Raw genomic sequence first — 12,716 nt, forward strand, 5'->3', positions numbered from 1 at the left:
CCGGGTGCGGTGGGGTAGTCGGCGAGCACCTGCAGCCGCTCACCGATCTCGAGTGCCCGCGCACGCAGCTCCGGATGGAAGATGCCGATGTTCGCGAGGGTCTCGTTCATCGACCACTGCAGCCGCGCAGGGGCGTGCTTCATGTCGCGTTCGATGAGATCGAGCAGGCGGTCGAGATCGAGATCCTCCGCGCCTTTCGTCACACGCACCGTCGTAAGCGACCAGGCCGCGGCGGCCACGGTCGGGTCGGGGTCGTCGAACCAGCGCAGTCTCAGCTCTTCGGCGAGCGGCGTCTTCTTGGCGACGTAGTTGACGAACCAGTCGTTCACCTTGGGCGCCCTCGTCTGGCGCAGCATCGCGTCGAGTTCGTCGGCGGTGAAGGCGCGGGGCGTGCAGATGAGGAGAGCCAGCAGGCGCGCGGCCGTGTCGCCGGTCGCCCACAGCTCCACGGCGAGGGCCTGATCGGTCTTGATGCGCTTGGCGAGGCTGCGCATGCGGCTCAGGTTGATCCCGTGGTCGTCGCCGCGCTTCTCGTTCGCTGCACGCATCTTCGGGTCCTCGAGTGCAGCCAGTTCGGCGAGGGCTTCGGGTGCGGTCATGGCGGACATGTCACCAGGGTAGGCCTCGAAGCGTTGTCAAGGCCCGGGCTTCCGGGGACCTTCCGGCCTAATCTCGCACGCAGAGCGAACTCCGACGAAGGGAAAGCCATGACTCGCGACAGCGATGACATCAGCACCGACCGCACCGACCTCAGCACCGAGCCGTCTCCCGGTCCCGAGGAGAACGACAACCTCGGCGCCGAGGACAACAAGGGCGAGCCGCGCACGGTCGTGCCCTCGGACGGCGACGGCGACGTGCTCGCCGACGACCCCGACGAGGGCTGAGGCCCCGACCGCGTTCACTGCTCCTCGACGAGCTCCCCGCGGATGCGCCGGAGGTCTTCCATCAGCGAGCCGATCAGGATCCAGTGCGACGACGACGGCGGCTGGATGACGAGGGGTGCGGTGAGGGCGGGGATCGCCGAGGTCAGGGTCTCGGGTTCGGGCGCCACATCGGCGATCTGCACCGCCAGTCGCACATCGTGGCCCGCGCGACGTAACTGCTCGGCGATCGCCGTGACCGCCGATTCCTGGCCGATCGAATCGTCGTAGTGGTCGAAGTACGCGCGCGTCATGCCGATGGTCTGCGTCACGATGGGCGAGAGCCGTTCGAGAAGAGCACGCATCTCGACGAGCTCCTCGCGGTGCGTCGAGCGTCGCGGGTTGAGCGTCAGCGACTCCTCGCCCGCGGCGATCGAGGTCTCGGCGGCCTCTTTCATGGGGCGCAGCAGCCGCGCCTCGAGCATGAGCTCCTGCAGCCTCGCCGTGGTCTGCGGCTCGGGCAGCGCATCGGCCAGCCGATCGAGGCTCGCGGCGAGTTCGCTGCCGAGCAGTCCGAGGTCGCGGCGGGCGGGGGCGATCGCCACGGGCGGCACGATCAGCGCGTTCACGACGATGCCGATGACCACGCCGATCAGCGTCTCGAAGATGCGCGCGATCGCGTAGTCGGGCGTCGACCCGAGAGCCAGCACGAGCATCGCCGAGATCGCGACCTGGTTGCCCGTGCCCGGCGTCGCCCTGAGCGCCCATGCGACGAGCATCGCCACGACGATCGCGAGCAGCACGATCCAGCTGGGTGAGCCCAGCAGGAGACCCAGTGCGACCGCGATCACCACGCCGACGATCACGCCGATGCTGCGCTCGAGGGCCTTCGACAGCGACTGGTTGACGCTCGGCTGCACGACCAGCAGCGCGGCGATCGCGGCGAACACCGGCAGCTGCCCCGGGACCACCCAGCCCGCCAGCAGCCAGGCGGCGATCGTGGCCGCGGCGGACTTCACCACCTGCAGCAGGGGCGAGCGCTTCGAGGCGCGGATCGCGGCGTGGATGCGCATGCGCTCAACGCTACTCGCGCCGGCATCTGCAGCGGACCCCGCGGCCTCGCGGGCGAATGATAGATGCGTCGACCGAGTTCGTCCACGGGGAAGGCTCAGGCGCCGACGGGGCTGAGAGTGGGGCGCCCAACCCCAGATCGTCAGGAGTCCCCATGTACTTCCATCTCCAGCAGCTCATCAACGACATCGAGGTCGACGAGCCGGACCCCGCGGCGGCGAACGCGCTGCAGGAGGGCCTCGGCGGACAGTTCGGCGAGATGCGCACCATGATGCAGTACCTGTTCCAGAGCATCAATTTTCGCGGGCCTTCCGCGAAGCCCTACCGCGATCTCATCCAGGGCATCGGCACCGAGGAGATCAGCCATGTCGAGCTGATCGGCACGACGATCTCGCGTCTGCTCGACGGCTCGCCCGAGTACCAGGGCAAGAAGGATGCTCCGGTCGACGCCCCGGGGGCCGGCGGTGCGGTGCCGTTGAACATCGCGCTGGATCACGGCAACATCCACCACTATCTGGTCGGCGCGCAGGGCGCGATGCCCGTGGATGCCGCGGGCAACCCGTGGCTCGGCAGCTACGTCTACAACTCCGGGAACCTCGTGCTCGATCTGCTCTACAACCTGATGCTCGAGTCGACGGGGCGCCTGCAGAAGTGCCGCCTCTACGAGATGACGGCGAACAAGACCGCGCGGTCGACCATCTCGTACCTGATCGTGCGCGATCAGGCGCACGAGAACGCGTATGCCAAGGCGCTCGAGACCCTGGGGGTGAACTGGCGCACGGCGCTCCCGATCCCGAAGACGAACGCCGAGAGCTTCCCCGAGGTCAAGCGGCTGCTGGATCTCGGGCTGCAGAGCAAGCAGTACTCGTTCGATCTCGACGACATGTCGGAGGCGGGGAAGATCTTCCAGGGCATGTCGCCCTCGGGCGACGGCACGACTCTCGACGCGAGCGAGCAGGCACCCGAGGGCGTGCCGCTGGTGATCTCGCCCGAGCGTCCCGAGGAGTTCGCGCCAGGAGCCGACGCCGACCTGCGAGCGCTCATCGAGGCGACCGCGGCGATGGAGATGGCCGACATCGATGCGACGTTCGGTCGCATGTCCTGACGTGCGAACACTGGCCGCCCGGCCCACCCGTGTCAACCCCGTCGCCCTATCCGGGCGTCGGGGGCTGAATGGGAACACACGAGCAACGACCCACGAACAGTGAGGAGCATCACATGGTGCAGATCATCGAGACCATCGACGTCCACGTTCCAGTCGACGTGGCATACAACCAGTGGACGCAGTTCGAGAGCTTCCCCCAGTTCCTCGACGAGGTGGAGTCGATCACTCAGATCGATGACACGCACAACCGCTGGAAGGTCAACGTCGGCGGCGCGACGCGCGAGTTCGACACCGAGATCACCGAGCAGCACCCCGATGAGCGAGTCGCCTGGAAGAGCGTGGGAGGGGACACCGAGCACGCGGGTGTCGTCACCTTCCACAAGCTCGAGGACCTCACGACGCGCGTCACGGTGCAGATCGACTGGGAGCCGGAGGGGCTGCTCGAGAAGGTCGGCTCTCTCGTGGGCGCAGGCTCGCACGCGGTGAAGAAGGACCTCAAGAACTTCAAGGAGTTCATGGAGAAGCGCGGCGCCGAGACCGGTGCCTGGCGCGGCGACGTCGACGCCTGAGACATCACGGCAGGAGGCCCGGACAGTGCTCGTCTCGAGCGCGGTCCGGGCCTCTTCCGCTGTCGACCTCGGTGCGGCATAGGTCGGTCCACGGTTCCTCCGACGCGGAAGATAGGGCATCCGCCCGATGTCGACGGGCCACCTCAGAGCGGAGTGTAGGGACATCCGACCGAGGAGATGTCATGTACGAACACCCCTATCTCGCCTCTGCAGTGACCGCGCACGAACAGGAGCAGCTCGCAGCCGACGCCGAGCGCCGCCGACAGCTGCGCGAGCGGGCCGACCAGATCGTGCCCCGTGCGGCGGGCCCCGTCAGACGCTTCGGACGGCGGATGCTGCGGGCCGTCACCGGACCCCGCGACGTCGTCTCGATCTCCCCGCGGGATCGGGGCGCGGATGCGGGCGGTCCCGCCGACCGCCGTGTGCCCGACGGTCGCGTGCCCGGGGTGCGTGAGCCCGCCTCCGCGCGGTGACGACCGCACGCGCCGTGCCCACGCCGAGGGCCATCGATGTCGGCGGGGAGTGGCACGATGAATCCATGCCTTCGTCCGCTCCCAGCGCCGCGATGGTCGGCCGAGAGACCGAGCTCGCGATCATCCGCGAGCTGTTCCGGCGAGCGGTCGACGGGACGCCGGTCGCCGCGCTCGTCGAGGGCGAGGCCGGCATCGGCAAATCGCGACTGCTGCGCGAGTTCAGCGCCGAGGTGGCGAATCGCGCCGACGTGCACGTCGGCTGGTGCCTCGATCTCGGGGCCTCCCGCACTCCTTTCGGGCCGCTGGCGGGCATCCTCCGCTCGATCGTCGAGAGCATGGGAGCGGATCGCGTGCGCGAGGAGATCGGGGTCGGCGTCGAAGCGCTCGGAATGCTGCTGCCCGAGCTGAACCCGACCGAGCGGTCGCAGACGAGCCCCGACCGCCTGCGCGACGCGATCGCCGCCCTGATCGAGGCCGCTGCCGCGCACGCGCCGCAGGTGATCGTCGTCGAAGACCTGCACTGGGCTGACGAGTCGACCCTGGCGCTGCTCTCCTACCTGCTGCGCACGCTCGGCCATGGGCGCATCCTGCTGATCCTGACCTGTCGCTCCGACGACGTGCGCCGAGGCGATGCCGTGAGTCGCTTCATCGGCGAGTCCCGCAGAGCGCGCCTCCTCGAGCGGGTGCCGGTCGAGAGGCTCGACGCCGCGGCCGTACGGCAGCTCGCAGAGTCGATCACCGGCGAGTCGCTGAGTGATGCCGCGCTCGACCGCATCCACGATCGAGCCGAAGGAGTGCCGTTCTTCGTCGAAGAGATCGCGGGATGCTCCGCGGGCCCGCTGCCCGGGTCGCTGCGAGACCTGCTGCTGAGCCGATTCGACCGTCTCGGCGACGACGCCAGACGGACCGTGCGGGTGGTCTCGGGGGCCGAACGTCCGCTGGCGCACTCGCTCGTGGTGCGGCTCGCCGACCTCCCCGACGATCGGCTCGACGCGGCGATCCGCGAGGCGACGCTCAGCGGGATCCTCGTCGTCGTCGACGACGACTACCGCTTCCGTCATGCGCTGCTGCGCGAAGCCGTGCACGACGATCTGCTCCCGGGTGAGAGGGCTCGACTGCACAGGGCGTACGCCGAGGCGCTCGAGCAGGGCGGACCGGAGTCGGATGCGGCCGATCCCGCGGCGCTCGCCTACCACTGGCAGCTCGCTCAAGACGACAGGCGGGCGCTCGCTGCGGCCGTCGCCGCGATGGCCGACGCCAAGTCGCGGTTCGCGTTCGCGAGTGCCGCGCGCTTCGGTGAGCTGGCCCTCGACCTGTGGATCCAGGTGCCGGATGCGGAGGCCGTGGTGGGCATGTCCCGCCTCGAGATGCTCCGCACCCTCGGCTCCGTGCTACGCAACGCCGGCGACGGAGAGCGGGCGCTCGCGGTGGTCGAACTCGCGCTCGCCGAGGTCGACCCGACCACGGTCGACCCGCGCATGCATGCCCGACTGCTGCGTGACAAGGCCTACTACACGATGAATCTCGGCAGGGCCGGCGCGGTCCCGCTGCTGCGACAGGCGCTCGAGATCCTCGAGGCCCGCGTCGACGACGACCGGCTGCGAGCCTCGGTGCTGAATCAGCTCGCCAGCCGGTTGATGATCTCGGGGCACCTCGATGAGGCGATCGCGGTGGCGGGCGAGGCGGGTGAGCGAGCGGAGCGTGCCGGATCCGACGACGAGGCGTCGATCGCGGCCAACGTGCGCGGTGGAGCCCGTGCGCATCTCGGCAATCTCGACTCGGGGCACCGCGAGTACGCCCTCGCCCAGCGGCTCGCCAAGGGCACGAACGCCGAGATGAGGTACCGCGTCAACTACTCGGACCTTCTCGGTCTTCTGGGCCGCTATCGCGATGCCGTCAGGGTCGCGGAAGAGGGGCTCGCCCCCGCCCGTGCTTTCGGCGTCGAGCGCACCACGGGGGCGCTGATGACGCAGAACATGGCGGTGCCGCTGCTCGAGATGGGCGAGATCGATCGAGTCGAGGGGATGCTGTCGCGCGAGCTCGCCCAGCGGACCCTGCGCATCTCGCACATGTACTCGACGATGACGCGCGTGCGTGTGCTCTCGTGGCGCGGCAGGCATGAGGAGGCGGCCGAGATCCTGCGGGAGTGGCATCCCGCGTTCGAGGAGGCCGGTCGGGTCGAACGTCAGATCTGGTACGACGAGGTGATGATGCGTGTCGCCGTCGCCGAGGGCAGAGGCGACCTCGCCGGTGCGCTCGACGAGGTCAGAGCGATGCTCGCCGATCCGGGGCCGGTCTTCCTGCATCAGCGTCGGCTCCTGCTCGACGCCGCGTGGTTCATCGCCGAGCTGCGGGCGGCCGACGTCGACGTCGAGGCCGCGGCCGACGAGGTGCACGACGCATGGGGCGCTCAACCGCCGCAGCTGAGAGGTGACAGGTGGGAGGCGATCCTCGAGGCATTCCTGTCTCCGTCCGTGGTGGCCCTGCGCCAGGCGGTCGCACTCGCAGACGACGACGATGTGCCGGCGATCTTGGGCGTGACCACGCGACTCGCCCTCGCCCGCATGCTGGTCGACGCGGGCGACCGTGGCGAGGCCGGCTCCGTGCTGGCGCACGCGATGCGCGAGGCTGAGCGCCTCGGGCACGTGCCGTTGACGCGGAGAGTCGGCGAGTTCCGTGCTGCCGCGGGCCTCGCAGCGGCATCCGGCATCTCCGAGGCGGGAGCGGGTGCAGACGCTCTCACCGCCCGTGAGCGGCAGGTGCTCGAGCTGATCGCCGAGGGGCTGAGCAACCGTCAGATCGGGGAACGCCTCTTCATCAGCGTCAAGACCGTGAGCGTGCATGTGTCGGCCGTGCTGCGGAAACTCGGGGTCGGCACGCGCACAGAAGCCGCGGTTCTTCAGAAGAATCCGAACTTTCGGAGCGACGCTCAGTCTGCCGTGGTACGTTGAGCAGGCGCGTATGTCGGACGTTCCGGCACGGCGTGGGCCGCGCAAGCGGCCGTTTGAAAACAGAAAGTAGAAAACACATGGCCACTGGCACTGTGAAATGGTTCAACGCGGAAAAGGGCTTCGGCTTCATCGCTCCCGATGACGGCACGGACGACCTCTTCGCCCACTACTCGGCAATCACCGGCTCCGGTTTCAAGGAGCTTCGTGAGAACCAGAAGGTCGAATTCGACGCTGAGCGTGGCCCCAAGGGCATGCAGGCGGCGAACATCCGCGCTCTCTGAGCGCGCATAGTCTTCCTGAAGCCGGCCGGATCCTCACGGATCCGGCCGGCTTTCTGCGTACCCCGGTGTGTGCGCGCCGCGCCCGCCCCTTCGCCGCCGCGCCGGCCCCTTCGCCGCCGCGCCCGCCCCTTCGCCCCCGACATCTGCGCGGGGTCACTTCTGCATCCGGGATTCGGGCGGGGTCACTTCTGCATCCGAATGGGCTCCGCGGGGTGCGAAAGTGACCCCGGCTGGGGCCCGGGTGCGAAAGTGGCCCCGGCGGGGGCAGGGGGAGGGGCCGGGCCGAAGGTCCGAGATGAGGCTTGCCTAACTTTCTGTTAGATTAGGCGAGGCTTACCAAAGCCTTGGCGCTCTTCCGCGCCGAACCCCCTCATCACAACCTGAAGGGACCGCCTGTGCGCACTTCCCGTCTTCTCGCCGCCGCCGGTACGGCCGCCGCGCTCGCCCTGAGCCTCGCCGCCTGCGCGACGCCCGCCGCCGACACCGGATCCGACTCCGCCGCGGCGAACCCCGCCGACGACAGCGCGTTCCCCGTCACGATCGAGCACGTGTACGGCGAGACCACGATCGAGGAGAAGCCCGAGCGCGTCGCGACGATCGCCTGGGCCAACCACGAGGTACCGCTCGCTCTCGGCATCGTGCCGGTCGGAATGAGCAAGGCGACGTGGGGCGACGACGACGACAACGGCATCCTGCCGTGGGTCGAGGAGAAGCTCGACGAGCTGGGCGGCGACGAGCCCGTGCTGTTCGACGACGGTGACAGCATCGACTACGAGGCTGTGGCCGACACTCAGCCCGATGTCATCCTCGCGGCCTACTCGGGCCTGACGGAAGAGCAGTACGACCAGCTCTCGAAGATCGCTCCGGTCGTCGCCTACCCCGAGATCGCGTGGGGCACGACCGTCGACGAGATGATCGAGATGAACTCGAAGGCGCTCGGGCTCGAGGCCGAGGGCGACGCTCTGATCGAGGAGCTGCAGGCAGACGGCGAGGCCGCGCTCGAAGAGAACAGCGCACTCAAGGACAAGAAGGTCCTGTTCGCCTACATCGACCCGACCGATCTCAGCCAGATCGGCTACTACACGGCGGCCGACACACGTCCCGGCTACCTGCACGACGACCTGGGCCTCCCACTTCCGGAGATCGTCGAGGAGAACGCCGACAGCGAGGAGTTCTACCTCTCCGTCAGCTCCGAGCAGGCGGACAAGTTCGCCGACGTCGACCTGTTCGTGACCTACGGCGACGAGTCGCTCATCGCGACGCTGCAGGCCGATCCGCTGCTGTCGAAGATCCCGGCCATCGCCGAGGGGCGCATCGCGATCCTCCCGGATGCCACGCCAATCGCCGCATCCGCGAACCCCTCGCCGCTGTCGATCCCGTGGGGCCTCAGCGACTACCTCGCCCTGCTGGCAGCACCGCTCGCGAAGTGATCTCAGGCGTCATCGCCTGATCCGACCTCTCGTGACCGCTGTCACCGTCCCCACACCGGGCACCGCACAACTGCGGCGCCCGGTGTGGGCACGCACCCTCTGGCTCCTCGTCGGAGTCGGTGTGCTGCTCGTGCTCGCCATCCTGTCGATCTGCTTCGGCGTGCGCGCCGTCGGCATCGACGACATCTTCGCCGCGCTCGCGGGGCAGGACGACACCCTCGCCCAGGCTGCGATCGTCAAGCGTCTTCCGCGCACCGTGCTCGCGATCCTCGTCGGTGCGGCTCTCGCGCTCTCGGGCGCGACCATGCAGGCGGTCACCCGCAACCCGATCGCCGACCCCGGCATCCTCGGCGTCTCGAACGGCGCCTCGCTCGCCGTCGTCCTCGGACTCGCGTTCCTCGGCCTGACGAACGCCTGGGGACAGATGGCGCTCGCGATCGCGGGTGCCGCGGTCGCCGCGACTTTCGTCTACACCGTCGGCTCGCTCGGGCGTGGCGGCGCGACCCCTCTCAAGCTCGCCCTCGCGGGTGCCGCCACCTCGGCGGCATTCGCCTCGCTCATCAGCGCGATCATGCTTCCTCGCGTCGACCTCCTGCAGGCCTTCCAGTCGTGGCAGATCGGCGGCGTCGGCGGGGCGGAGTGGCCGCGCATCGCGATCACGGCCCCGGTGCTCGCCCTCGGCGCGCTCATCTGCCTCGCGAGCGCGCGGGGCATGAACTCCCTCGCCCTCGGCGACGACATGGCCAAGGGCCTCGGCGAGCACGTCTTCCGCACACGACTCATGTCGGCGCTCGGTGCGGTGATCCTCGCGGGTGCGGCCACGGCGATCGCGGGTCCGATCGGATTCGTCGGTCTCGTCATCCCTCACGTCTGCCGGATGCTGATCGGCACCGATCACCGGTGGCTCCTGCCCTTCTCCGCCATGGCCGGTGCTGCGCTGCTGCTCGCCGGAGACATCATCGGCCGCGTGATCGCGCCGTCGTCGGAGGAGATCCAGGTCGGCATCATCACCGCGATCATCGGCGCACCGTTCTTCATCTGGATCGTGCGGCGCACCAAGGTGCGTGAACTGTGACCACCATGAACCGCCTCGCCCGCTCGCAGACCAAGCCGTCGGCACCCGGCAGTGCTCAGGTCGCCGCCATCATCGCGGGTCGTCGAGCCCGCCACCGCCGACACGCTGTCGCGACGATCGTCCTCGGCGTGCTGCTCGTGGCGCTGTTCACGGTGGCGCTCATGATCGGCAATACCTTCTACTCGATCGACGAGGTGGTCCGCGTCATTCTCGGCGAGACCGTTCCGGGCGCCTCGTTCACGGTCGGCGAGCTGCGCCTGCCCCGCGCCGTGCTCGCGACCCTCGCCGGTCTCGCGTTCGGCATGGCCGGCGTGACCTTCCAGACCCTGCTGCGCAATCCGCTCGCCTCGCCCGACATCATCGGTCTGTCGCACGGAGCAGGTGCCGCAGCGGTCGTCGGCATCGTCGTGCTGTCACTCAACGGCCCCGTGGTGTCGCTGCTCGCTCTGGCCGGCGCGCTGGTCACCGCGGGCGCCATCTACCTGCTCTCCATAAAGAACGGGTTCGCCGGAACCCGACTGATCCTGATCGGCATCGGCGTCGCGGCCATGCTGCAGAGCGTCACGTCGTACATCCTGTCGCGTGCCGCGAGTTGGGACATCCAGACGGCGATGCAGTGGCTGACCGGCAGTCTCAACAACGCGTCGTGGGAGCGCGTCGCGCCGCTCGCGATCGCGGCGGTCATCATCGTGCCGCTCATGCTGTCGCAGGGGCGCGCGCTGGGCGCGATGCAGCTCGGCGACGATTCGGCATCCGGCCTCGGAGTGCGCGTCACCGCCACGAGGATCATGTTCATCCTCGGAGCCGTCGCGCTGCTCGCATTCGCGACCGCCGCCACCGGCCCGATCGCCTTCGTCGCCTTCATGGCCGGGCCGATCGCGGCCCGCATCACCGGTCCCGGCGCCAATCTGCTCGTGCCGAGCGCGTTCGTCGGCGCGGTGCTCGTGCTGGCGAGCGATCTGATCGGACAGTTTGCTCTCGGTGAGCGATACCCGGTCGGCGTGATCACCGGGGTGCTCGGCGCTCCGTACCTCATCTACCTGCTCATCCGCACCAACCGCTCGGGAGGCTCTCTGTGACCGAGTCGCACACTCTGACGGCCGAGTCCGTCACGCTCGCCTACGGCGACCGCACGATCATCGACGGCCTCGATCTCGCGATCGCCCCCGGCAAGATCACGACGATCGTCGGAGCGAACGGATGCGGGAAGTCGACGCTGCTGCGCTCGCTCGCGCGCCTGCTCTCGCCGACGGCCGGTCAGGTCGTGCTCGACGGCAAGTCCGTGCATGCGCGTCCGACCAAGGAGGTGGCCCGCGTCCTCGGGCTGCTGCCGCAGTCGCCGATCGCTCCCGAGGGCATCGCCGTCGCCGACCTGGTGGGTCGCGGACGGCATCCGCACCAGAAGGCGCTCGCCCGCTGGAGCACTCACGACTACGAGGTCGTGGCCGATGCTCTTGCGGCGACCGGCACCACCGACCTCGCCGACCGCAGCGTCGACGAGCTCTCGGGAGGTCAGCGCCAGCGCGTCTGGATCGCGATGGCCCTCGCGCAGGAGACCGACATCCTGCTGCTCGACGAGCCCACGACGTTCCTCGATGTCGCGCATCAGGTCGAGGTTCTCGACCTTCTCACCGACCTGAGCGTCTCGCGCGGCACCACGATCGTGATGGTGCTGCACGACCTCAACCTCGCAGCGAGGTATTCCGATGAGCTCGTCGCGATGAAGGAGGGCAGGGTGCACGCCACCGGCGCTCCGAAGGACGTCGTGACCGCACAGCTCGTCGAGGAGGTCTTCGACCTCGCGAACCAGATCACCATCGACCCGGTCTCGGGAAAGCCGATGGTCACCCCGATCGGAAGGCATCATGTCCGCTGAGACGACGACCGAACGCCCCACCTACGTGCTCGCCCGCGCCGAGGTGCGCGCGGTCGAACGGGTGTCGCCGAACTTCGTCCGCGTGACGTTCGGAGGATCCGAGCTCGACGAATTCGGCACTCCGGGAGACACGTTCGACTCCCGGATCAAGCTCGTGTTCCCGCCGGCATCCGGCATCCTGCCCGACCTCGACCGTGACACGGACGACTGGTGGGGATCGTACCTGGCCGTGCCCGAGGCGGAGCGCGGCTCCATGCGCACCTACTCCGTGCGCGACCTGCGCGTGACGGATCACGGAACCGAGCTCGACGTGGACTTCGTGCTGCACCTCGCGCCTGGTCTGAGCGGCCCTGCCTCGCGGTGGGCGGACGCTGCCGCTGCCGGGCAGGAGATCTTCATCGTCGGCCCGCGCCGCGGAGTGTCTGCCGCCGATCACCACGGGGCCGAGTACGAGCCCGGCTCCGCGGCCTCGGTCGTGCTGGCCGGCGATGAGACCGCCGCGCCCGCGATCGCCCGCATCCTCGAAGACGCGCCGCGCGACCTGCGGGGCTGCGCCTTCATCGAGGTGCCCGTGCCCGCCGATGTGCTCCCGATCGATGCTCCGGCGGGGGTCGAAGTGCACTGGCTGCCGCGCGAGGTCGGAGAGCCGCACGGGGTGCGCCTGATCCCCGCGGTGCTCGAGTACCTCGGTGACGCGGATGCCGGCGACGAGATCGCCGTGGAGGACATCGAGTCCGAGGATCTGCTGTGGGAGACCCCCGACTACTCGGGGCTCGGCGAGGAGATCGCGGCAGCGGATGCGCCGGCGGAGCGCTACTTCTGGATCGCTGGCGAGAGCGGCGTCGTGACCACACTGCGTCGCCACCTGGTCAAGGATCTCGGTATCGACCGCTCGCAGGTCGCCTTCATGGGCTACTGGCGCCACGGCGTCGCCATGCGCGGCTGACGCCAGGGATCCCTCTGCGCGACGTAGGGTTGCGGCTCGGGTGGCGGCTCGTCGGGTGGCACCTGCTGTCGGTTTGGTG

13 protein-coding genes are annotated in these 12,716 nt (G+C 69.1%); 11 read left to right on the plus strand and 2 right to left on the minus strand.

The genetic code is table 11. From position 1 onward, the window contains the following. Nucleotides 1-608, minus strand: a 608-nt coding sequence (locus RWO82_RS12580) for a DNA alkylation repair protein (RefSeq protein WP_314427563.1), incomplete at its 3' end; no start/stop codon positions are given. 99 nt (nucleotides 609-707) lie between these two features. On the opposite strand from RWO82_RS12580, the gene RWO82_RS12585 reads away from it, so the two are divergent. Next, nucleotides 708-884 (plus strand): hypothetical protein, encoded by a 177-nt coding sequence (locus RWO82_RS12585; RefSeq protein WP_314427566.1) that lies wholly within the window; start codon nucleotides 708-710, stop codon nucleotides 882-884. A 14-nt stretch (nucleotides 885-898) separates the two neighbouring features. Here the strand turns inward: RWO82_RS12585 and RWO82_RS12590 are convergent, their stop codons facing one another. After that, the gene (locus tag RWO82_RS12590; protein ID WP_314427568.1) at nucleotides 899-1,933 is read right to left on the minus strand and encodes an FUSC family protein; all 1,035 of its coding nucleotides are present in this window, start codon (nucleotides 1,931-1,933) and stop codon (nucleotides 899-901) included. Between the two features lie 152 nt (nucleotides 1,934-2,085). On the opposite strand from RWO82_RS12590, the gene RWO82_RS12595 reads away from it, so the two are divergent. From RWO82_RS12595 to RWO82_RS12640, 10 genes are all read left to right on the plus strand, one after another. Next, the gene (locus RWO82_RS12595) at nucleotides 2,086-3,036 is read left to right on the plus strand and encodes a manganese catalase family protein (RefSeq protein ID WP_314427569.1); all 951 of its coding nucleotides are present in this window, start codon (nucleotides 2,086-2,088) and stop codon (nucleotides 3,034-3,036) included. A 113-nt stretch (nucleotides 3,037-3,149) separates the two neighbouring features. After that, nucleotides 3,150-3,605, plus strand: coding sequence for an SRPBCC family protein (locus RWO82_RS12600; protein ID WP_314427572.1), 456 nt, complete (start codon nucleotides 3,150-3,152; stop codon nucleotides 3,603-3,605). A gap of 182 nt (nucleotides 3,606-3,787) precedes the next feature. Continuing rightward, nucleotides 3,788-4,078, plus strand: coding sequence for a hypothetical protein (locus RWO82_RS12605; RefSeq protein WP_314427575.1), 291 nt, complete (start codon nucleotides 3,788-3,790; stop codon nucleotides 4,076-4,078). 65 nt (nucleotides 4,079-4,143) lie between these two features. Next, nucleotides 4,144-7,029 carry an AAA family ATPase gene (locus tag RWO82_RS12610; protein ID WP_314427577.1) on the plus strand — a complete coding sequence of 962 codons (2,886 nt, stop codon included), beginning with the start codon at nucleotides 4,144-4,146 and terminating at the stop codon, nucleotides 7,027-7,029. 77 nt (nucleotides 7,030-7,106) lie between these two features. Next, a complete protein-coding gene (locus tag RWO82_RS12615) occupies nucleotides 7,107-7,310 on the plus strand; it encodes a cold-shock protein (protein ID WP_042538190.1) in 204 nt (67 codons plus the stop codon). 395 nt (nucleotides 7,311-7,705) lie between these two features. Then, the gene (locus RWO82_RS12620; RefSeq protein WP_314427579.1) at nucleotides 7,706-8,740 is read left to right on the plus strand and encodes an iron-siderophore ABC transporter substrate-binding protein; all 1,035 of its coding nucleotides are present in this window, start codon (nucleotides 7,706-7,708) and stop codon (nucleotides 8,738-8,740) included. 31 nt (nucleotides 8,741-8,771) lie between these two features. Continuing rightward, nucleotides 8,772-9,815, plus strand: a complete 1,044-nt coding sequence (locus RWO82_RS12625; RefSeq protein ID WP_314427582.1) for an iron ABC transporter permease — start codon at nucleotides 8,772-8,774, stop codon at nucleotides 9,813-9,815. A 5-nt stretch (nucleotides 9,816-9,820) separates the two neighbouring features. Continuing rightward, complete coding sequence (locus RWO82_RS12630; protein ID WP_314427590.1) at nucleotides 9,821-10,894, plus strand: iron chelate uptake ABC transporter family permease subunit; 1,074 nt, start codon at nucleotides 9,821-9,823, stop codon at nucleotides 10,892-10,894. Further along, complete coding sequence (locus RWO82_RS12635; protein ID WP_314427584.1) at nucleotides 10,891-11,691, plus strand: ABC transporter ATP-binding protein; 801 nt, start codon at nucleotides 10,891-10,893, stop codon at nucleotides 11,689-11,691. The genes RWO82_RS12630 and RWO82_RS12635 overlap by 4 nt, the downstream gene beginning before the upstream one ends. Further along, nucleotides 11,681-12,637, plus strand: coding sequence for a siderophore-interacting protein (locus RWO82_RS12640; protein ID WP_314427587.1), 957 nt, complete (start codon nucleotides 11,681-11,683; stop codon nucleotides 12,635-12,637). The genes RWO82_RS12635 and RWO82_RS12640 overlap by 11 nt, the downstream gene beginning before the upstream one ends. Nucleotides 12,638-12,716 lie beyond the last annotated feature (79 nt).

This window comes from uncultured Microbacterium sp., from assembly GCF_963521645.1.
In the GTDB taxonomy this organism is placed as follows: domain Bacteria; phylum Actinomycetota; class Actinomycetes; order Actinomycetales; family Microbacteriaceae; genus Microbacterium.

Excerpts from the sequence above, each read along its gene's own strand:
- RWO82_RS12600 (WP_314427572.1), top strand. The coding sequence starts at position 3,150 with ATGGTGCAGATCATCGAGACCATCGACGTCCACGTTCCAGTCGACGTG.
- RWO82_RS12585 (WP_314427566.1), top strand. The coding sequence starts at position 708 with ATGACTCGCGACAGCGATGACATCAGCACCGACCGCACCGACCTCAGC.
- RWO82_RS12610 (WP_314427577.1), top strand. The coding sequence starts at position 4,144 with ATGCCTTCGTCCGCTCCCAGCGCCGCGATGGTCGGCCGAGAGACCGAG.
- RWO82_RS12615 (WP_042538190.1), top strand. The coding sequence starts at position 7,107 with ATGGCCACTGGCACTGTGAAATGGTTCAACGCGGAAAAGGGCTTCGGC.
- RWO82_RS12640 (WP_314427587.1), top strand. The coding sequence starts at position 11,681 with ATGTCCGCTGAGACGACGACCGAACGCCCCACCTACGTGCTCGCCCGC.
- RWO82_RS12590 (WP_314427568.1), bottom strand. The coding sequence starts at position 1,933 with ATGCGCATCCACGCCGCGATCCGCGCCTCGAAGCGCTCGCCCCTGCTG.
- RWO82_RS12605 (WP_314427575.1), top strand. The coding sequence starts at position 3,788 with ATGTACGAACACCCCTATCTCGCCTCTGCAGTGACCGCGCACGAACAG.
- RWO82_RS12595 (WP_314427569.1), top strand. The coding sequence starts at position 2,086 with ATGTACTTCCATCTCCAGCAGCTCATCAACGACATCGAGGTCGACGAG.
- RWO82_RS12630 (WP_314427590.1), top strand. The coding sequence starts at position 9,821 with ATGAACCGCCTCGCCCGCTCGCAGACCAAGCCGTCGGCACCCGGCAGT.